This window comes from Hydrogenophaga sp. IBVHS2, from assembly GCF_002127215.1.
Taxonomy (GTDB): Bacteria; Pseudomonadota; Gammaproteobacteria; order Burkholderiales; family Burkholderiaceae_C; genus Hydrogenophaga.
Genome location: NZ_NFUT01000004.1, coordinates 1 through 19,199, shown reverse-complemented (window position 1 = coordinate 19,199; position 19,199 = coordinate 1). Strand labels below are relative to the sequence as shown.

The following is a 19,199-nucleotide window of genomic DNA, read 5'->3' as shown; positions in this document are numbered from 1 at the left end:
ATGATCCGCTGGATGCTCGTGATCTTCCTGGCGCTGCTGCTGATCAGCTGGGCCACGCCGCTGCTGCAGAAGATGGGGCTGGGCCGGCTGCCGGGCGACCTGCGCTTCCGGGCCTTCGGGCGTGAGTGGTTCCTGCCGTTCGCCTCGACCGTGCTGCTCAGCTTCGTGGCCAGCCTGATCGGCTACCTGATCTGACGCGCTCAGTCGTCCCGCAGCGTCCAGCGAAAACCGCAGCGTTTGCAGCACACCGGCACCAGCTCCGGGCGGCGGTGGCCGGGCTCGTCCTGCACCCGCAGCTGGCCGTAGGCCTTGCAGTTGGCGCAGTTCGCCTGGTTCGCCACCTCTTCGGCGTGCATCAGCAGGAACAGGTAGCGCCGCAGCGACCACAGCGCGATCGCGCCGCTCACCACCACGAACACCATATCCATCAGCTTGTCGGCCAGGCTGCCACCCTGGAAGGCCTCGAAGCTGGCCAGCATGGCAACCGCCGCCAGGATGGCCAGCGTCATGTGCGCATGGCTGGAGAGCAGTTCACGCTCGTACCACTTGCGAAAACCGAGTCGACGGATGCCGTCGGCCAGCGGTCGGTTGAGCAGATTGCGGTGCGGCATGCGGCCTCCTGATCGAGCCGCCCATGGTCTCACAGGCCCTGCAGGGCGTCCACGCGTGCCTGATGGATCCGCTCGCCTATGTGCGGGCCGCTGAGCCCGGCGGCCATGGCGGCCGAGGCAATGACCGAGGTGTCCACCGCCAGCACCGCCTGCAGGGCGTCATGCAGCCGGCGGGCCTGGGGATAGTCGCGATCTTCATGGCCAAGCCGCCCGCGGGCATCGCATTCACAGGCCAGCAGGACCTGCGCAAACCGGTCCGGCTTGCGGATGGCGTCGCAGCGTTCGAGCAGCCGCAGCGTGGCCGCCGGCGACAACAGCCCGCTGCCGTGGATGTGCCCGTGTTCCCGGGCCACCACGTCGGCCAGTTCCTGGCAGGCACTGGGCACTCGCAGACGTTCTCCGATGCCCTTGAGCAGGCGTGCGCTGCGCGCCTCGTGGCCGATGTGGCGTGGCCATTCGGCCGGTGGTGTGGTGCCTTTGCCCAGATCGTGTCCCAGGCAGGCATAGCGCACCGGCAGCGGGGCCTGCAGGCGTGCGGCCATGTCCAGCACCATCATCAGGTGCACGCCGGTGTCCACCTCGGGGTGGTGTTCGGCGCGTTGCGGCACGCCCCACAGCCGGTCCACCTCGGGCAGCAGGCGCGCCAGCGCCCCGCATTCGCGCAGCACGGTCAGCATGCGGCTGGGTCGCTGTTCCATCAGGCCGCGGGCGATCTCCTGCCACACCCGCTCCGGCACCAGGTGGTCCACCTCGCCGTCTTCCACCATCCGCTGCATCAGGTCCCGCGTTTCCGGGGCCACCGAAAAGTCGGGGAACCGGGCGGCGAAACGGGCCAGGCGCAGGATGCGGACCGGGTCTTCGGCAAAGGCCGGGGTGACATGGCGCAGCACGCGGTCGTGCAGGTCCTGTGCCCCGCCATAGGGGTCGACCAGCCGGCCCCGGGCGGGATCGTCGGCATCGGCCTGGGGCACCGCCATGGCATTGATGGTCAGGTCGCGCCGGGCCAGGTCGTCCTCCAGCGTCACGCCGGGGTCGGCGTGGAAGGCAAAGCCGTGGTAGCCCGGTGCGGTCTTGCGCTCGGTGCGGGCCAGGGCGTATTCCTCGCGCGTCTGCGGATGCAGGAAGACCGGGAAGTCGCGTCCCACCGGCAGGAAGCCGGCATCGCTCAACGCCTGGGGTGTGGCGCCCACCACCACCCAGTCGCGGTCGCTGGGGGATGCCGCCCCGGTGGAACGCGCCATCAGTGCATCCCGCACGGCGCCGCCGACCAGATAGACCTGCATCGCCGGTCCGATCAGCTGCGCCCCAGCCGATAGGGCTCCTCGAAATCCAGGAAGTCGGCCTCGGCCAGGGCGTCGTCGATCCACGCTTTCACGCCGGGCAGGGCTGCCACCCGGTCCACATAGGCCTGGATGTCGGCGGGCACCGGCAGCCCATAGGTCCGGATGCGCATGCAGACCGGGGCAAAGTAGGCGTCTGCGATGGTGAATTGACCGAACAGCAGCGAGCCTGCCGGCTGGGCGGCGAGCAATTCACCCCACAGGCCGCACAGCCGGGCCAGGTCGGTCCGCACGCCCGGCTGGTCGCGCCAGATCAGCCGGCCCACGTCGGGCAAGGAGGCTTCGATGTTCATGGGACAGGCGCTGCGCAGGGCGGCAAAGCCGCTGTGCATCTCGGCACAGACGCTGCGGGCCCGGGCGCGGGCGCGGGCATCGGCGGGCCAGAGCTGGCGGTCGGGGAAACGCTCGGCGGCGTACTCGGCAATCGCCAGGGTGTCCCAGACGGCAAAGCCGTCGTCGACCAGCACCGGCACCTTGCCCACCGGGCTGATCGCCTTGAGCTGTTGCTTGAAAGTGGAGCCGGCGTCGAAGGAATCGAACCGGACCATGATCTCCTCGAAGGGGATGCCCGCCTGCCGGAGCATCACCCAGGGCCGCATGGACCAGGAGGAGTAATTCTTGTTGCCGATGTAGAGCTGCAGTGCCATGGCGGGAACCTCGTGAGTGAGGTCCCGATGTTAGGGGCACGCAGGCCGGCTGCGGATCAGGCGTATTTTTCGAGGATGCGGGTGGAGCGTTCCACATCGCGCACGGCCGACGACTCGGCCACCGTGCTGGCAATCGCCTCGAGCATGTCGCAGGCCATCATGCGGTAGAAGGCCTTGTCCATGGCCTTGCGCACGGCCGCCATCTGCTGCGCCACCTCTTCGCAGCTGCGGCCTTCCAGGATCATCTGGATGAGGCCGCCGACCTGGCCGTCGATGCGCTTGAGCCGGTTGATGACGTCGCGTTGGGCTTCGGTGAGGTGGGGGGTGCCGGGTTTGATGGAAGGAAGCGACATGGTCATTGCCCTTTAGGTAGAAGGTATTCACTCAATACCCGCGGGGAGTGTGCCAAAAAATCCCGTCTTGTAAGCCGAAGTGATTAATCAGGCGACTGGCGGTAGGGTTCCGCGTGGGGTATGGCACCCCGCCGCTCCTGTTTCAGCGGGGCGGCTGGCGGCGGTAAGCCAGCAGGGCGTCCCGCCCACCCCGGTGGCCCAGATAGCGGGGCGCCACCGCCTCGATGGGCGCCGGTGCGATGCCCAGTGCCTGCAGGCCCGGCAGGCGGCCGTCGGCCACGTTGTCCACCGTCATGGCAGCCAGGTTGTCGCGGCTCATGAGCGGCTCGCCGGGCGCCAGCTCCATCAGACGGGCCTGGATGTTGCCCACGAAGGCGGGCAGCGGGATCACCGGCCGCTGCCGGCTGCCGATGCGACCGGCCAGCTGCACCAGCTGCGCCAGGGTGAGCACATCGGGGCCGGCTGCATCGTAGGTCTGGCCGATGCTGTTGCGGCCGTACCGCGCCGGGTCCAGCGATGCCGCCACGGCCTCGGCCACGTCTTCCACCCAGACCGGCTGAAAACGGGCGCCGGCGCTGGCCAGCGGCACCAAGGGCAGCACCGACTGCATCTGGGCAAACAGGTTGAGGAAGCGGTCGCCCTGGCCATAAATGACGCTGGGCCGCAGCACGGTCAGGTCGAGGCCGGCTTCCTGCAGCACGGCCTCGCCGCGCGCCTTGCTGCGCTGGTAGCGCGACGGTCCGCTCTCGGACACGCCCAGGGCGCTCACATGCACCAGCCGGCGCACGCCGCTGGCGTTCATGGCCGCTGCCAGCTGCCGCGGCAGGGTCACATGCGTCTGTTCGAACGCGGCCTCGGTGCCATGCAGGATGGCCACCAGATGCACCACCGCGTCATGGCCCGGCAGCAGGCGCAGCAGGTCCTCGGTGCGGTGCACGTCGGCCTGCAGCACGGTCACACGCGGCAGGTGCTGCACGGCTGCCGCCTTGCTCATGCGGCGCGTGGGCACGGTGATGTGCCAGCCCAGGCGGTGCAGTTTTTCGCAGACATGGCGACCGACAAAGCCGGTGCCCCCGGTGATCAGGACTTTTTTCATGACGGGCAGGTTTCAGGGGAGATCGGTGTTGGGGGGAGGGGCCGACGCGCTGCGCGGCCCCACGGTGCCCAGCCGCTGCCGCAGCGACTGCGGCTGGCCGCTGAGCAGCGCGGCGTACAGCGTGGTGTTGGCCAGCACCCGCTTGACGTAGTCGCGGGTTTCTTCGAAGGGGATGGTCTCGGCCCACTGGTCGCCGGGCAGTGTCGGGCCTTCGCGCCAGGCGCGTGCGCGGCCGGGGCCGGCGTTGTAGGCTGCCGCGGCCAGCGGCATGGAGCCTTCGAAGTCGTCCAGCGCGAACTTCAGGTAGGCGGTGCCGATCTGGATGTTGGTGTCGCGCTCGTTGATCTGGGCCGGCCGGAAGTCGCTCAGGCCGATGCGCCGCGCGGTCCAGCGGGCGGTGGCCGGCATCACCTGCATCAGCCCCGAGGCCCCCACGCCGGAGCGTGCATCGGTGACGAAGCGGCTCTCCTGGCGGATCAGGCCATACACATAGGCCGGCTCCAGCCCGATCTCGCGGGTGCGGCCCAGCACCGCGTCGCGGAACGGGGTGGGGTAGCGCAGCGACATGTCGATCTGCGACCGGTTGCGGGAACTGGTGTGGATGCAGCGGTCCCAGAGCTGCTCGCGGCAGGCCAGCGTGGCGGCAGCCAGCAGCTCGCGTTCGGTCATGCCGCCCGGCGTGTGCAGGGCGATGCTGTAGTTCCATTCGCGCGAGGCCTCGCTGCGCAGCCCCAGCCGGAACGCGGCCAGCGCGCGGCGGATGCCGGCGTCGCGCGCGATGTCGGCCAGTTCGGCGGCCGTGGGCGGCGGTGGTGGTGGCGGCAGGCTGACCTTGAGGCCCAGCGCTTCCAGCGCCAGCTGTTCGTAGAAGCCGTGCGGCGATGCGATGCCGGCCAGCAGCTGCCGCGCCTGCAGCACCTCGGGCGCCGCCGACGCCCCGACCACGGCCGTCCCGGCCGGTGGTGCCGTGGCCGGATCGGGCACGCCGGCGGCCGATTCCAGGCCGGCCTGGGCCAGCAGGGCACGCGCCTTCCAGTAGATCCAGGCCGGGTCGGACTGCTGGGCCGGCCCCATGGCGTCCACGGCCTCGCGCACCATCGACCAACGGCCGGTGCGCAGCCCGGCCCGCGCCTTCCAGGCCAGGTGGTCGTCGGCCATGCCCCGGTCGCTGCCCCGCGCGAAGTAGTCCACCGCCTGCGGCATGAACTTCTGGGTGGCCCGCTTGCCGATGACACCCCACAACCAGTCGCGCTCGTCCCGCGTGAGCTGGGTGCGCCAGCGCAGGTGGTCCACCTCGGCGGCAGCGGCGGCCGGGTCGTTGCTGGCCAGCCGGATGATGGCCAGCGTGACCAGTTCCTTGGTCTGGGTGCGGAATGCGGTGAGCTTGCCGTCCAGGTAGCGCTGCGGCTCGGCAGCGATCGCGTCCAGCCGGGCGGCCCATTCCGGGTTGAGCAGCGCAACCGCCTGGCTGGCGGCCCGGGTCTTGCCGGTCTCCATCATCAGCCGGGCCCGCATCCACACCGCCTTCGGGTCGAGGTGGCCGCTCTGCAGCAGCGCTTCGGCGGCGGTGGCGCAGCCGGTGTCCTGGTCTTTCTGCGCCAGCCATTCGGTCTGCACCCGGGCTGCGGCCTGGGTCGGCTCCATGCGGCCCGCCACGGCGTCGAGCATCAGGCCGTAGCAGCGCACCTGGCGGTCGTCGTTCATGCGGAAGCGCGGGCGCTCGGTCTCGAAGTCGGCCCAGTTGCGTTGCCGGCCCAGCACCAGCAGCCAGTCGTTGCGCAGGCGGTCTTCCCAGTAGGTGCCGGCCATGGCGTCCAGGGCGGCACGGATCTCGGCCGCCGGCGCCGATTCCAGCCGGGCGCGCATCTCCCAGTAGCGCGCCAGGGGTTCCAGCACATGGCCCTGGGCCTTGGGCAGTGACTGGCCGAGCTGCACGGTGCGGCCCAGGCGGAACGCGTCGCGCATCTCCAGCAGGGTGGCATCGCCGGGGGCCGCCGCAGGGGCCTGGGCCAGCAGGGCACAGGGGCCCAGGGCAGCGGCCAGCAGCCCCGCCATAATGGGCCGGCGCCATGCCCCGGCCGAGATCGATGGAATCACGAAAGACATCGCCCGATTATGGATACCAAACCCCCCGAGAGTTCCCCTTCGGCCGCAGCCAAGATGGCCTGGCGCAAGGCGCTGGTCGAGAAGCGCCAGAACCTGGCCGACCGGGCCTGGCGCAACGACCTGCTGCAGCGGGTGATGCGCGTCTGGCTGATCCACCGTCCGGACACCGTCATCGGGGCCTACTGGCCCATCAAGGGCGAGTTCGACCCGCTGCCCGCGCTGTTCCGCTGGCAGGAAGCCGGTCTGGAAGAGGACGCCGCCAGCGCTGCACGCCAGCGCCGCATCGGCCTGCCGGTGGTCAACAAGGTGGACAAGACGCTCACCTTCCACACCTGGTATCCCGGCTGCCCCATGGAAGAAGATGCCTACGGCATCCCCAAACCCAAGGACACCGAGGTGGTGGTGCCCACGCTGATCTTTGTGCCGTGTGTGGGGTATGGCGCCGGCGGCTACCGGCTGGGCTACGGCGGCGGCTTCTACGACCGCACCCTGGCCGCCCTGCAGCCCAAGCCCTTCACCGTGGGCCTGGGCTATGAATTCGGCTACCTGCCCGATCTGGAGCCCGAACCCCACGACCAGCCGCTGGACGCCATCCTGTGCGACACCGGCGTGGCCTGGCCGGTGCGCTGAGCCGTCCGGTCAGGAGGTCGATGCGGAGTCGATCACCCGCCGGGCCTCTGCCATCGCCGCCGTGATCCTGCCGTGCAGGTAGGTGCCCGGCGCGTGGAGTGGCAGCTGGCTGGCCAGACGGGACAAGCGGCGGGACAGCGCGCAGATTTCCCGTGGGAACTGAATGAGCCTGGCTGAACTGGCTTCATCAAGGCCCTCGGCATAGGACTCTGCCGTCAGGCCGATGTGGTGCGTCTCGTCCAGCAGTCTGAGCAGGGCGCGGGTTGGCAGCATCCGTTCTTCGCGCGGGATCAGTCGGGCATCGACCGGCGCGACACGCGGCGAAAGGCGGGGTCCCTGGCGGGTCGGGCGACACCCCTTGAGGGCCCATGTCCCGGGGCTTCCGGTGTGTCTCATCGTGGCCGGGGCAGAGCGGCTGCGCTGGGGCCGGGGTCGTGTCGATGCTGAAATCATGGCGGGCTGTGGTCAGAGTGGATGATCCGGTTGGGTGCCCCCCCGCTCTCCGACGATCCGGGCGGTCGATCGGCGGTCACACCCGGTCCGGGTTGGCGTGCGCCTCGGTGATGCGCTGTTCGTGCCGGACCAGCCACAGGCCGCTGCCGATGATGATGGCCGCGCCCAGCCAGGTGTGGGCTTCGGGCAGGGCCTGCCAGATGAACCAGTCCAGCATCACGCCCCAGGCCAGCGCGCTGTACTCGAACGGCGCCACGGCGGACGCCTGACCGTGGCGGAAGGCCTCGGTGATGGCGAGCTGGCCACCGAAGCCGGTGAGGGCCAGGGCCAGCAGCAGCGGCAGATCCGCTGTGGCGACGGGTTTCCAGTGGGGCGCTGCCAGGGTGGTGGCGGCCACCGACAGCAGCAGCGTCATCCACAGCACCATGCCCTCGCTGCTGTCGGTGCGGCTGGCCAGGCGGCCCACCACGGCCGAGACCGCGTAGCACAACGCAGCGCCCAGCACCGCCAGGCCGCCGGCCGTGACCAGGCCGGCCTGCAGGTCCTGCCCGCTGGGCTTGAGCGCCACCAGCACGCCGGCAAAACCGACCGCCACGGCAACCCAGTGCACCCAGGGCACGCGCTCGCCCAGCACCGGCACCGACAGCACGGTTATCAGCAGCGGCGCCACGAAGAACAGGGTGTAGGCGGCCGACAGCGGCAGATCGCGCACCCCCAGCGTGAACAGCGACAGCATGGCCACACTCAAGGCGCCGCGCAGCAGGTGCAGCGACCAGCGTGCCGGCTTCACGCGCCGCCAGGCGCCGTTCCAGGTGATCCACAGCAGCACCAGCGGCAGGCAGGTCAGGCCCCGCAGGGCGGCGATCTGCATCACCGGGTAACGCGCTGCCAGCGTCTTGAGCACCGCATCCATGAGCGCGAAGAAGCCCACGGCCACCAGCATGGCGACGATGCTGCGCAGGTTGCTGGAAGAGCGGCTGGGGGACATGGCGGCGGCGGGAGAAAAAGCCGGTGAGTGTGCACCCGCCTGGGGCATGGGCCGGGTCCGGTGCGCGTCAGTCGATGCGGTCCACCGTGTCGGGGTCGGGTGCGTCGCCGATGGCCTGCCGGGTGGCGGCCGCCTGCTGCTGCAGCCAGTCGCAGAAGGCCTGCACCTCGGGCCGGCGCGTGCGCTGCGGGCCGGTCACCAGCCAGTAGGCCAGCGGCGAGTCCATGCGGCAGGACGGCAGCGGCTCCACCAGGGCGCCACTGGCCAGGCTCTCGGCCACCAGGGGCAGGCGGGCCATGGCCACGCCCTGGCCGGTGAGGGCCGCCTGCACGATCTGGTGGGCATAGTTGAAGTACAGCCAGCGCTGGGGCTGCAGCCGGACCGGTGCGGTGCGCCGGCCTCCGGCAGCGCGTCGGGGCGGTACGGTCTGGCCGAAGGTGTCGAGCCAGCGTTGCCAGGTGAGCCATTCAAGGTGCCGGGAGCGGTGCGCATCCCCGGCCTCGATCAGGGCGACACCCTCCAGATCGGCCGGCGTGTGGATGGGGTGGCTCTGCAGCAGCCAGGGGCTGGCCACCGGCGTGAGCTGTTCGCCGAACAGCCGCACGGCGTGGGGCGGCGCGTTCCCGGGCACGCCGTAACGCAGTGCCAGATCGACGTCGGCGGTGGCCAGGTCGACGGTGCTGTCGGTGGCATCGATGCGGATGTCGATGTCCGAGTGTTCCCGCTGGAAATCCTCCAGGCGCGGTATGAGCCACATCGAGGCAAAGGATGCCCAGGTGGTGATGGCCACGCTGCGCCGGCCTGCCCCCTGGCGGATCTGGCGCACCGCGCTGTCCAGCCGGTCGAGCGCGGGATCGACCGCCCGCAGCAGCTGGGCGCCGGCCCCGGTGAGCTGCACCGAGCGGGTGTGGCGCAGGAACAGCGGGGTGCCGAGCTCGTCCTCCAGGGCCTGTATCTGGCGGCTCACCGCGCTCTGGGTGAGCGAGAGCTCGTCGGCCGCCGCGCGGAAGTTGAGCAGGCGGGCCACGGCCTCGAAAGCGCGCAGGTGGCCCACGGCCAGGGGGCGGGTACGGCTGGTGGGCGACATGGTGGTGGATGACGGGTTTGATGCCGGAAAGCGATCAATCGGCAAATGCCTTTTCATTGGACCACAGCCCGCCCTTGGCCGAGCATTCAAGCACGCAGCAACCACGGGCGTTTTGCCCGCACACAGGAGTGCATCATGTCCATTCATGCCATTCAAGAATCTTCGGTTCCCGGTCCGCTGTGGCAGCTCGGGTCGGGCGCCGCGGCCAGCCTGCGGGCTGTCCAGCCCAGCCGGCTGGCGGTGCGCGAGGGCCGGGCCTGGGTCACCTGGGGCGACGGCTGCGACCGCATCGTGGCCGCCGGCGAGGCGCTGGAAGTGCCGGCCGGGGCGCATGTGGTGGTGGAGCCGTGGCAACCGGAAGGCGGGCCCCTGCGGTTCGGTTTCGGCGCGGTCTGACCCGGGGCCGCTGGCAGAATGCCCCGCATGGCCCGGCCCAAGTCACCCACCCACGACCTCAAGCGCGACGAGATCCTGAATCTGGCCGCGCAGTGCTTTGCCCACCGCAGCTTCCCGGCGGCCAGCATGAACGACATCGCTGCCGCCTGCGGCACCAGCAAGGCGCGGCTCTACCACTACTACGAGAGCAAGGAAGCCATCCTGTTCGACCTGCTGGACCGCTACACCCAGCGGCTGCTGGCCCTCATCGGCGAGGCCGAGGCCCATGCCCAGCGCCAGAACCTCAGCGAGCGGGCGGCCCTGCATGCCCTGGTGCGGGTCTTCCTGGCCGAGTACGAAACCTCGGCCACGCGCCATGTGGCCCTGGTCTCGGACACCAAGTTCCTGGGTGATGTGCAGCGCGAACTCATCCTCAACCGCCAGCGCGACGTGGTGGCGGCCTTCACCCGCTTCATCCGCCGGGCCTATCCGGAGCGGGTGACGCCGGCCAACCAGACGGCACTGACCATGATGCTGTTCGGCATGATCAACTGGACCTTCACCTGGCTGCGCCCCGGGGGGGCCATGAGCTATGCCGGCTTTGCCGACGAGGTGGTGGCGGTGCTCGACCGGGGCTTGGCCGGCTGATCGCCCTTTGCGGCCTGTGATTTACCCATACGAAACACATTTCGTTTAGGTAAAATTTCGGCTTCCACCCAGGAGACCCCCATGAGCAAAGCCTTTGCGTCCCAGGCCGACCTGCAGGACAAGAACATCACCTTCGAACAGCTCAGCGCCCATTGCTGGGCCTACACGGCCGAAGGCGATCCGAATTCCGGCGTGATCATCGGTGACGATTGCATCCTGGTGAGCGACGCCACCGCCACGCCCGCCATGGCGCAGGACCTGATCCGCCGCATCCGACAGGTCAGCGACAAGCCGATCAAGTACGTGCTGCTGACCCACTACCACGCGGTGCGCGTGCTCGGTGCCAGCGCCTTCCGGGCCGAGGGCGCGACCGAGATCATCGCCAGCCGCGGCACCCACGACCTGATCGTGGAACGGGGTGCACAGGACATGCAGAGCGAGATGGAGCGGTTTCCGCGCCTGTTCCGGGGTGCCGACACGGTGCCCGGCCTGACCTGGCCCACCCTGGTGATCGGCGACGGCACCCCCGGCCGCCAGGGCAGCCTCACGCTCGATCTGGGCGGCGTGAAGGTCGAGATCTGGCATCCCGGCGCCGGCCACACCAAGGGCGACACCATCGCCTGGGTCGGGTCCGAGAAGGTGCTGTTCAGCGGCGACCTGGTCGAGTTCGAGGCCGGTGTCTACACCGGCGACGCCCAGCTCGAGGAATGGCCGGCCACGCTGGAAGCCCTGCGCGCCCTGGGCGCCGAGGCCATCGTGCCCGGTCGTGGCGAGGCCATGAAGGGCAACGCCAACGTCAACAAGGCACTGGACTACACCGCCCGCTGGGTCACCACGCTGTTCCAGGCGGCCCGCGAAGCCGCGGCCGCCGGCATGGACCTCAAGGCCGCCATGGCCCACACCCGCCAGAAGATGGATCCGGTGTTCGGCCATGTGTTCATCTACGAGCACTGCCTGCCGTTCGACGTGAGCCGTGCTTACGACGAGGCGCGCGGCATCAAGCATCCCCGCATCTGGACCGCCGAGCGCGACCGGGAGATGTGGGCTTCGCTGCAGGCCTGAACGTCGGCGGCGGCCCCGCTACCATGCGGGGTCCATGAATCCACCGCCGATCCACCATGCCCTGACCGACTGGGCTGTCGTCACCGTCTTCGGTGTGGTGTACCTGGGCATGTTCCTGGGCGGCCTGCCCCGGCTCAGGCTCGACCGAACCGGCGTGGCCCTGCTGGGGGCCATCGCCATGATGGCGATCACCGGCATGACGGTGAACGAGGCCGCCTCGGCGCTGGACGTCACGACGCTGCTGTTGCTGTTTGCGTTCATGGTGATCTCGGCCCAGATGCGCCTGGGCGGGTTCTACGCGGCGGTCACGCTCAAGGTGGGGGCGCTGCCGCTGTCCCGGCCGGCCCTGCTGGCCGCGCTGATCGTGGTGGCCGGCGTGCTCTCGGCGGTGTTCTCCAACGACGTGATCTGTCTGGCCATGACCCCGGTGGTGCTGCGCCTGTGCCTGCAGCGCGGCCTGCCACCCGTGCCGTTCCTGGTGGGGCTGGCCTGCGCGGCCAACATCGGCTCGGCCGCCACGCTGATCGGCAATCCGCAGAACATGCTGATCGGCTCGGTGCTGTCGCTGCACTTTGCCGATTACGCCGCCCGCGCCCTGGCGCCGGTGGCGGGTGGCCTGGTGGTGCTCTGGGTGTGGCTGGCCTGGGGTCCTGCCGCGTCCGGTCGCGATGCGCCCGCGCCGCCGGTGCTGGCCGTGGCCGACGACCCGCCGTTCGACGCCTGGCAGACCACCAAGGGTCTCACGGTGGTGGGCGTGCTGATGGTGCTGTTCCTGTTCACCGATGCACCGCATGCCGTGCTGGCCCTGGTGGGCGCGGCCCTGCTGCTGCTCAGCCGCAAGCTGGCCTCGTCGGAAGTCATCGGGCTGGTCGACTGGTCGCTGCTGGTGCTGTTCATGGGGCTGTTCGTGGTCAACCATGCCTTCGAGGCCACCGGGCTGGCGGCCGATGCGGTGCAGTGGATGGCGGCCCGTGGCGTGGTCCTGCACGAGCCCGGCACGCTGATGGTGGCCGGCGTGGTGCTCTCGAACATGGTGTCGAATGTGCCGGCAGTGATGCTGCTGCTGCCGCATCTGCAGGACCATGGGTCCACCGCCGGTGTGCAGCTGGCCCTGGTGACCACCTTCGCCGGCAACCTGCTGCTGGTGGGATCGATCGCCAACCTGATCGTGGCCGACCTGGCGCGCCAGCAGGGGGTGCACATCGGCTGGCGCGAACATGCGCGCATCGGCGTGCCGGTCACGCTGCTCTCGCTCGGACTGGTCTGGATCGCGATGCGTTGAGGCGGCGCCTCAACCCGGGCTGGACAGGGTGCGCAGGTCCGACTCGTACTGCTTGAGCGTCGTCACCGCCCGCTGGCGCTGCTGCGCCGTGGTGCTGTTGTGGATCAGCGCGATCTGCCGGCAGCCATGCTGGATGGACGCCTGCAGGTAGTCGTTGTAGCCCGGCGTGGGCGAATCGGTGAACCGGTTCATGTGTGCCACGACCCGCTGGCGCGCCGAGGCCGGATCGGCCTGGGCCTGCCGGATGGTCTGCTGCAGGTCGGCCTGCCGCGCCAGCCGCTCCTGCTGGGTGCGGGGCGCGTCGAAGGGCGAGGCCGCCAGCTGCTGGCGCAGCAGCTGGCGCTGCGCATCGCTGAGTCGGCCATAGAAGGTCTCGATGCGGTCCTGCGCACGCTCGGTGCGGCGGTCAAGCACCTTGGCCGGCGGCGGCTTGATGAAGTCGTCCTCGAACTCGCGGTTGCTCTTGGCCTGCTGGCGCGCCAGGTGCTCCATCTGGGCCGGCGAGAGGGTGAGGGCCAGACGGCTCATCGGAGCGGCCGCCTCGCCCGCTGCGCGTTCCAGGCTGCCGCGCACCCGGTCGAACTGCACGCACACCTGATCGGCCGTGATGTCGTTCGGGGCCAGCCGTTGCCAGTCGCGCAGCAGCTCGGCCAGACGCGGCAGTTCCTCGCTGCGGTGCCACGCAAAGAACGCGTCCAGGTCGGCCCGGACCTGGGCAGTCTGGCGGCTGTCGAGATCGGCGTAGCCATCGATCCACCAGTAGCTCAGGCTGGGCGCCTGGTGGTAGACCACCCGCAAGGCGGTGCAGCCGGCCAGCACCAGCGCGGCGCCGAGCACGGCCAGACGCCCCAGGTGGCGCGCCATAATCCGGCGCATTCCACCGCCGGCCTGGGGCAGCGTCGGCGGGTCGGCAGCACGAAGGACAGACATGAGCGCAGCGTTGGATGTGGTGGTGATGGCAGCGGGCAAGGGCACCCGCATGAAGAGCAGCCGGCCCAAAGTGTTGCACCGACTGGCCGGGCGTGCGCTGGCCCAGCATGTGATCGACTGCGCCGCGCGGTTATCGGCCCGCAGCGTGGTGGTCATCACCGGTCACGGGGCCGAGGCGGTCGAGGCTGGCCTGAGCGCCCCACCCGCCACGCCCTTGCGCTTCGTGCGCCAGGAGCCGCAGCTGGGCACCGGTCACGCGGTGCAGCAGGCGGCCCCGGTGCTGCCGGACGACGGTGTGACCCTGGTGCTCTCCGGCGACGTGCCCCTGACCCAGCCCGACACGCTGCAGGCCCTGCTGCAGGCCTGCGGCGGCGAGCGCCTGGCGCTGCTCACGCTCGACCTGCCCGACCCCACCGGCTACGGCCGCATCGTGCGGACCGCTTCGGGCGATGTGCAGGCCATCGTCGAGCACAAGGACGCCACCGAGGCCCAGCGCGCCATCGGCGAGATCTACAGCGGCATCATGGCCGTGCCCACCCGGCTGCTGCGCGGCTGGCTGGCCAGGCTGGACAACCGCAATGCCCAGGCCGAGTACTACCTGACCGACGTGGTGAAGTTCGCCGTGGCCGACGGGCTGAGCGTGGTGGCCCACCGCATCTCGGACGCGGTGCAGGTGGCCGGCGTGAACAGCCCGCAGCAGCTGGCTGAACTGGAGCGGGCGTACCAGCTGCGCCATGCCCAGGCCCTCATGGTCCAGGGCGTGCGACTGGCCGATCCGGCCCGGCTGGATGTGCGCGGCGAGCTGGTCTGCGCACAGGACGTCGAGATCGACGTCAACTGCGTCTTCGAAGGCCGGGTCGAGCTCGGCGAGGGCGTGCGCATCGGCGCGAACTGCGTGATCGCCAACGCCCGCATCGGGGCTGGCGCCGTGATCCACCCGTTCACCCACATCGACGGCGAGAAGGCCGGTGTGCGTGTGGGTGCCGGCGCACTCGTGGGGCCGTTCGCGCGGCTGCGTCCCGGGGCCGACCTGGGCCCAGAGGTGCACATCGGCAACTTCGTGGAGGTCAAGAACAGCACGCTGGCCGCCGGTGCCAAGGCCAACCACCTGGCCTACCTGGGCGACGCCACCGTGGGCGAACGCGTGAATTACGGGGCCGGCAGCATCACCGCCAACTACGACGGTGCCAACAAGCACCGCACCGTGATCGAGGCCGATGTGCACGTGGGCAGCAACTGTGTGCTGGTGGCGCCGGTCACCATTGGCGCAGGTGGCACCGTGGGTGCGGGCTCCACCATCACCAAGGACACGCCGGCGGGTGCCCTCTCGGTCGCCCGGGGCAAGCCGGTGACGATTGCCGGCTGGCAGCGCCCGGTGAAGGCCAAGCGCTGATCAGCGCGGCTGGCCGTTGCCCGGCGCCTGGCCGGGGCGGGAGCGCGAACGGCGCGGCGCCAGTTCATCGTCCAGCCCCATGAGGTTGGACAGCCCCATGATTTCCGACTCGCGGAAGCCGGTGTTCCCGTACTGGTGGTCGAAGCCGGAGAGCTGGCTTTCCAGCTCGCGCATCACGCTGTCGCGCTCGTTCTCGGTCTTGACCGGCTGCTTGGGCTTGGGCAGCTCGGCCAGGTTGAGCTGGGCCCGGAAATCCGCCGGTGACGGCATGCGGTGGATGCCGTTCTTGAGCAGCACGAAACGCACGCCGGCGGTGCGCAGGATGCGGTTCTTCTCGCGCACCTTCTCGGCCCGCGCCTCGGCATTGCTCAGGTGGTACTGCTCCACGTCGAAGGCAAAGCTGGGCTTGCCATCCACGCCGCACACCACGAAGTCGGCGCTCTGGCCTTCCAGCCGTTCCTGGGCCCGCTCCTTGTTGCCGGCCCGGCGCACCGAGAGCATGTGCTTGAGCGGCACCTGGGGCAGCACCACGTGGCCCGGGAAGGTGTCCTGCAGGTAGTCCAGCATGGCGACCTGTTCCACCGAGAGCACGCGCTCGGGGCTGTAGCGATCGTCCCGGCCCTGATCGCCCTGGCGGAAGTACCGCACATAGAGCCAGCCGCACAGAACCAGCAGCACCGCCGCGATGCCGATTCCGGTCCACATCATGTCCATCAAGGCCTCCTGAAGCCCTGAGGCGGGCTTTTGTCGTTGAGGGGCGATTCTAGGAAAACTGTTACAGGTTGTGTCGTGCCTGCAATGCAAACGACCTAACTAAACGCCGACGTTGTGCGGTTTGTATCAAACCCTGGGGGGTAGGGTGAGCCAACGGTATGCACCCGGCGATCAGCGGCGGATGGGCAACTGCGGAGCGAACTTGGCGCGGCGCGTGCTGAAGAACGCCTTGACGTTGCGCACGTTGGCGTCGCTGGTGAACAGCCGTTGCGCCAGCGCCAGGTAGGCGGGCATGTCGGCGCAGTGCACCACCAGGATGAAGTCCGGGCCGGGGCTGACCCGGTAGCACTGCTGGACCGCCGGGTCGGGCGCCACGCGGGCTTCGAAGGCGTCCTGCAGGTCGGCGCCCTGGCGGTCCAGCGTCACTTCCACGATGGCGGTCAGGCCATGGCCCAGCAAGGCCGCCAGCCGTTCCGGCTGGAGGATGGCCACCACCCGCTCGATCAGTCCGAGCTGGTGCAGTCGCCGCACCCGGCGCAGGCTGGTGGGGGCCGAGAGATGTGCGGCAGCGGCCAGGTCCTGGTTGCTGCGGCCGGCGTCTTCCTGCAGCAGTTCCAGCAGGCGGCGATCGGCTTCATCGATGGAATCAGATTCCATTTCAACGATCTTCATGGTCAATCATTTCATTCATGGAGCAGGATGAAATTATTGTTCATAAAGTTTCAGATATCGCCATTTCATTTCTTGTTGTGGTGCGTAGCATTCCGCCATCCAAGTCCATCAGGGGTGTTTCATGTGCGGCATCGTGGCAGGCGTCTCCCGGCGCAACATCGTTCCGGTTCTGGTGCAAGGGCTGCAGCGGCTCGAGTACCGGGGCTATGACTCCTGCGGCGTGGCCGTGCACGCCGACGGGCTCCAGCGTGCCCGCAGCACCGCCCGGGTGGCCGAGCTCACCCAGCAGGTGCAGACCGACCACATCGCCAGCGGCACCGGCATCGCGCACACCCGCTGGGCCACCCACGGTGTGCCGGCGGTGCACAACGCCCACCCGCACTTCAGCCACGGCCCCGGCCAGACTTCCACCAGTGGCGCTGCCGGACGCGTGGCCCTGGTGCACAACGGCATCATCGAGAACCACGACGAACTGCGCGCCGCCCTGCAGGCCAAGGGCTATGTGTTCGAGAGCCAGACCGACACCGAGGTGATCGCCCACCTGATCGACTCGCTCTACGACGGCGATGTGTTCGCCGCCCTGCAGGCGGCGGTGGCACAGCTGCACGGCGCCTACGCGCTGGCGGTGTTCCACAAGGACGAGCCGCACCGGGTGGTGGGAGCCCGCGCCGGATCGCCGCTGGTGCTGGGTGTGGGCCAGGACACCGAGTCCGGCACGAAAGAGCATTTCCTGGCCAGCGACGCCATGGCCCTGGCCGGCGTGACCGATCAGATCGTCTACCTCGAGGAAGGTGACCGTGTCGACCTGCAGCTGGGCCGCTACTGGGTGCTCGACGCCCAGGGCCGATCGCTGGACGCGGCGCAGCGCCCGGTCCGCACGGTGCAGGCCCACAGCGGCGCCGCCGATCTGGGCCCCTACCGCCACTACATGCAGAAAGAGATCTTCGAGCAGCCGCGCGCCATCGCCGACACGCTCGAAGGCGTCGGCGGCATCAGCGCCGACCTGTTCGGTGACCAGGCCCACCGCACCTTCCAGGGCATCGACCGGGTGCTGATCCTGGCCTGCGGCACCAGCTACTACAGCGGCTGCGCGGCCAAGTACTGGCTGGAAGAGATCGCCCGCATCCCCACCCAGGTGGAGGTGGCCAGCGAATACCGGTACCGCACCAGCGTGCCCGACCCGCGCACCCTGGTGGTCACCATCAGCCAGAGCGGCGAGACCGCCGACACCCTGGCCGCCCTGCGCCATGCCCGCAGTCTGGGCATGCACCACACCCTGACCATCTGCAACGTGGCCACCTCGGCCATGGTGCGCGAATGCGCCATGGCCTATGTGACCCGGGCCGGTGTGGAGATCGGCGTGGCGTCCACCAAGGCCTTCACCACCCAGCTGGCTGCGTTGTTCCTGCTCACGCTGGCCCTGGCCCAGGTGCGGGGCCACCTGAGCGAAGCGCAGGAGGCCGAACACCTCAAGGCCATGCGCCACCTGCCGCTGGCCCTGCAGGCGGTGCTGGCGCTGGAGCCGCAGGTCATCAGCTGGGCCGAAGACTTCGCCCGCATGGACAACGCCCTGTTCCTGGGCAGGGGGCTGCACTATCCCATTGCCCTGGAAGGCGCGCTCAAGCTCAAGGAGATCAGCTACATCCACGCCGAGGCCTACCCGGCCGGCGAGCTCAAGCACGGCCCCCTGGCGCTGGTGACGGCGGCCATGCCGGTGGTCACGGTCGCTCCCAACGACACCCTGCTGGAAAAGCTCAAGAGCAACATGCAGGAAGTGCGTGCGCGCGGCGGCGTGCTCTATGTGCTGGCCGACGCCGACACCCGCATCGCCAGCGGCGAAGGCATCCACGTCATCCGCATGCCCGAGCACTACGGTGCGCTCAGCCCGCTGCTGCACGTGGTGCCGCTGCAGCTGCTGGCCTACCACACGGCCCTGGCCAAGGGGACCGATGTGGACAAGCCCAGGAATCTGGCCAAGAGCGTGACGGTGGAGTGAGGGCCCGCTGATCAGTCCTGGTGTCTGTTCTGTCCAAATAAAGTCGAAAACTACCAAATAAAGTCGAAAACTACTCAATAAAGTCGAAAACTGATCTCCTTCGACGCGCATCGCTGCCTGTGGCAGAACAGGGGAGGGTCGTCCTGTTCTACCTAAACGGCCACCCCGATATCCGGGGGGTAGGTATTCATGGCAAGTGGAAGGAAGTCGACCATGCAAAGCACAGCGTGTACGTGGGTCTTGGCGTTAGCTCCTCAGCAGCAGGCAGGTCAAGGGTCAACGGCACTTTGAACAACCTACGCTAGGGATCTGCCTTTCTTCAATGGCTCTATTGCAGCGATAGCAGCCGTTCGGACCTACCCCAACTGGGCGATGTGCTCATCTTAGGTTCGGCTACTTTTCAAGCGATCCATGCTGGGGCGAGTAGACGACGGCCGCCGGAGCAGCCCCTTCGGTTGGGCTGTACTTCCGTAGAGGTCAAGAAGGCCTGCAGCCGACCCAGCTTAGTTGTTCAACGACATCATCGAATCCAACCTGAATCTCATCGAAGACGGATACCGGCGGTTGGCTCTTCTCAAAGCAGCTCTGCTGTGAGGGAAAGGCGCGAGCAGGAAGCAGGCAGACTGATTCCTTGGACAAGGGTGGCCATCCCCAAGAATTCGATAAGGCGGCCCGGATGGCCCTCGAGGGTCTTGCCTGATGACTCTGTTGTTGCCCTTGAAGTCCCCTCGAAAACCTGAACCACTCGGAGGTAGAGAATTCCCCCAGACGGAGTCTCTACATGAAGAAGTCCAGATTCAGTGAAGCGCAGATAGT

20 protein-coding genes are annotated in these 19,199 nt (G+C 69.0%); 8 read left to right on the top strand and 12 right to left on the bottom strand.

Translation table 11 applies throughout. The features are described 5' to 3' along the window. The gene (locus CAP38_RS10850) at positions 1-195 is read left to right on the top strand and encodes a DUF2905 domain-containing protein (RefSeq protein ID WP_086121436.1); all 195 of its coding nucleotides are present in this window, start codon (positions 1-3) and stop codon (positions 193-195) included. A gap of 5 nt (positions 196-200) precedes the next feature. Here the strand turns inward: CAP38_RS10850 and CAP38_RS10845 are convergent, their stop codons facing one another. The 6 genes from CAP38_RS10845 to CAP38_RS10820 form a co-directional block, all read right to left on the bottom strand. Beyond that, positions 201-611: a hypothetical protein gene (locus CAP38_RS10845; RefSeq protein ID WP_086121435.1), complete on the bottom strand. Its 411-nt coding sequence runs from the start codon at positions 609-611 to the stop codon at positions 201-203. Positions 612-640: 29 nt separating this feature from the next. Beyond that, positions 641-1,894, bottom strand: a complete 1,254-nt coding sequence (locus tag CAP38_RS10840; protein WP_086121434.1) for a multifunctional CCA addition/repair protein — start codon at positions 1,892-1,894, stop codon at positions 641-643. Positions 1,895-1,905: 11 nt separating this feature from the next. Then, positions 1,906-2,598, bottom strand: coding sequence for a glutathione S-transferase family protein (locus tag CAP38_RS10835; protein WP_086121433.1), 693 nt, complete (start codon positions 2,596-2,598; stop codon positions 1,906-1,908). Positions 2,599-2,654: 56 nt separating this feature from the next. After that, a complete protein-coding gene (locus CAP38_RS10830) occupies positions 2,655-2,951 on the bottom strand; it encodes a metal-sensitive transcriptional regulator (RefSeq protein ID WP_256924426.1) in 297 nt (98 codons plus the stop codon). A gap of 142 nt (positions 2,952-3,093) precedes the next feature. Beyond that, entirely contained in the window at positions 3,094-4,047 is a 954-nt protein-coding gene (locus CAP38_RS10825; RefSeq protein WP_086121431.1) for a complex I NDUFA9 subunit family protein, read from the bottom strand. Positions 4,048-4,059: 12 nt separating this feature from the next. Next, positions 4,060-6,153 (bottom strand): lytic transglycosylase domain-containing protein, encoded by a 2,094-nt coding sequence (locus CAP38_RS10820; RefSeq protein ID WP_179188529.1) that lies wholly within the window; start codon positions 6,151-6,153, stop codon positions 4,060-4,062. Between the two features lie 9 nt (positions 6,154-6,162). On the opposite strand from CAP38_RS10820, the gene CAP38_RS10815 reads away from it, so the two are divergent. Further along, complete coding sequence (locus tag CAP38_RS10815; protein ID WP_086121429.1) at positions 6,163-6,783, top strand: 5-formyltetrahydrofolate cyclo-ligase; 621 nt, start codon at positions 6,163-6,165, stop codon at positions 6,781-6,783. A 9-nt stretch (positions 6,784-6,792) separates the two neighbouring features. Here CAP38_RS10815 and CAP38_RS10810 read toward each other — a convergent pair whose 3' ends face one another. The 3 genes from CAP38_RS10810 to CAP38_RS10800 all read right to left on the bottom strand — a co-directional run bounded on the left by CAP38_RS10810 (position 6,793) and on the right by CAP38_RS10800 (position 9,311). Then, on the bottom strand, positions 6,793-7,056 hold the full coding sequence (locus tag CAP38_RS10810) for a hypothetical protein (RefSeq protein ID WP_086121428.1): 264 nt from the start codon (positions 7,054-7,056) through the stop codon (positions 6,793-6,795). Between the two features lie 256 nt (positions 7,057-7,312). Continuing rightward, positions 7,313-8,224: a DMT family transporter gene (locus CAP38_RS10805; RefSeq protein ID WP_086121427.1), complete on the bottom strand. Its 912-nt coding sequence runs from the start codon at positions 8,222-8,224 to the stop codon at positions 7,313-7,315. A gap of 67 nt (positions 8,225-8,291) precedes the next feature. Beyond that, complete coding sequence (locus tag CAP38_RS10800; protein WP_086121426.1) at positions 8,292-9,311, bottom strand: LysR substrate-binding domain-containing protein; 1,020 nt, start codon at positions 9,309-9,311, stop codon at positions 8,292-8,294. 135 nt (positions 9,312-9,446) lie between these two features. On the opposite strand from CAP38_RS10800, the gene CAP38_RS10795 reads away from it, so the two are divergent. From CAP38_RS10795 to CAP38_RS10780, 4 genes are all read left to right on the top strand, one after another. Beyond that, positions 9,447-9,707 (top strand): DUF2917 domain-containing protein, encoded by a 261-nt coding sequence (locus CAP38_RS10795; protein WP_179188528.1) that lies wholly within the window; start codon positions 9,447-9,449, stop codon positions 9,705-9,707. Positions 9,708-9,734: 27 nt separating this feature from the next. Beyond that, positions 9,735-10,334, top strand: a complete 600-nt coding sequence (locus CAP38_RS10790) for a TetR/AcrR family transcriptional regulator (RefSeq protein ID WP_086121702.1) — start codon at positions 9,735-9,737, stop codon at positions 10,332-10,334. An 81-nt stretch (positions 10,335-10,415) separates the two neighbouring features. After that, complete coding sequence (locus CAP38_RS10785) at positions 10,416-11,396, top strand: MBL fold metallo-hydrolase (protein ID WP_086121424.1); 981 nt, start codon at positions 10,416-10,418, stop codon at positions 11,394-11,396. Positions 11,397-11,430: 34 nt separating this feature from the next. Beyond that, on the top strand, positions 11,431-12,678 hold the full coding sequence (locus CAP38_RS10780) for an SLC13 family permease (protein WP_086121423.1): 1,248 nt from the start codon (positions 11,431-11,433) through the stop codon (positions 12,676-12,678). 9 nt (positions 12,679-12,687) lie between these two features. Here the strand turns inward: CAP38_RS10780 and CAP38_RS10775 are convergent, their stop codons facing one another. After that, positions 12,688-13,608, bottom strand: coding sequence for a DUF6279 family lipoprotein (locus CAP38_RS10775; protein WP_179188527.1), 921 nt, complete (start codon positions 13,606-13,608; stop codon positions 12,688-12,690). Here CAP38_RS10775 and glmU point away from each other — a divergent pair. Next, positions 13,607-15,001 carry a bifunctional UDP-N-acetylglucosamine diphosphorylase/glucosamine-1-phosphate N-acetyltransferase GlmU gene (glmU, locus tag CAP38_RS10770; protein WP_086121421.1) on the top strand — a complete coding sequence of 465 codons (1,395 nt, stop codon included), beginning with the start codon at positions 13,607-13,609 and terminating at the stop codon, positions 14,999-15,001. The two genes, CAP38_RS10775 and glmU, sit on opposite strands and share 2 nt — an antisense overlap. Here glmU and CAP38_RS10765 read toward each other — a convergent pair whose 3' ends face one another. Next, entirely contained in the window at positions 15,002-15,709 is a 708-nt protein-coding gene (locus CAP38_RS10765) for a DUF2726 domain-containing protein (protein WP_179188526.1), read from the bottom strand. Positions 15,710-15,886: 177 nt separating this feature from the next. Further along, a complete protein-coding gene (locus tag CAP38_RS10760; protein WP_086121701.1) occupies positions 15,887-16,372 on the bottom strand; it encodes an Lrp/AsnC family transcriptional regulator in 486 nt (161 codons plus the stop codon). Positions 16,373-16,508: 136 nt separating this feature from the next. On the opposite strand from CAP38_RS10760, the gene glmS reads away from it, so the two are divergent. After that, entirely contained in the window at positions 16,509-18,383 is a 1,875-nt protein-coding gene (gene glmS / locus CAP38_RS10755) for a glutamine--fructose-6-phosphate transaminase (isomerizing) (RefSeq protein ID WP_086121419.1), read from the top strand. The last annotated feature ends 816 nt before the right edge of the window (positions 18,384-19,199 follow it).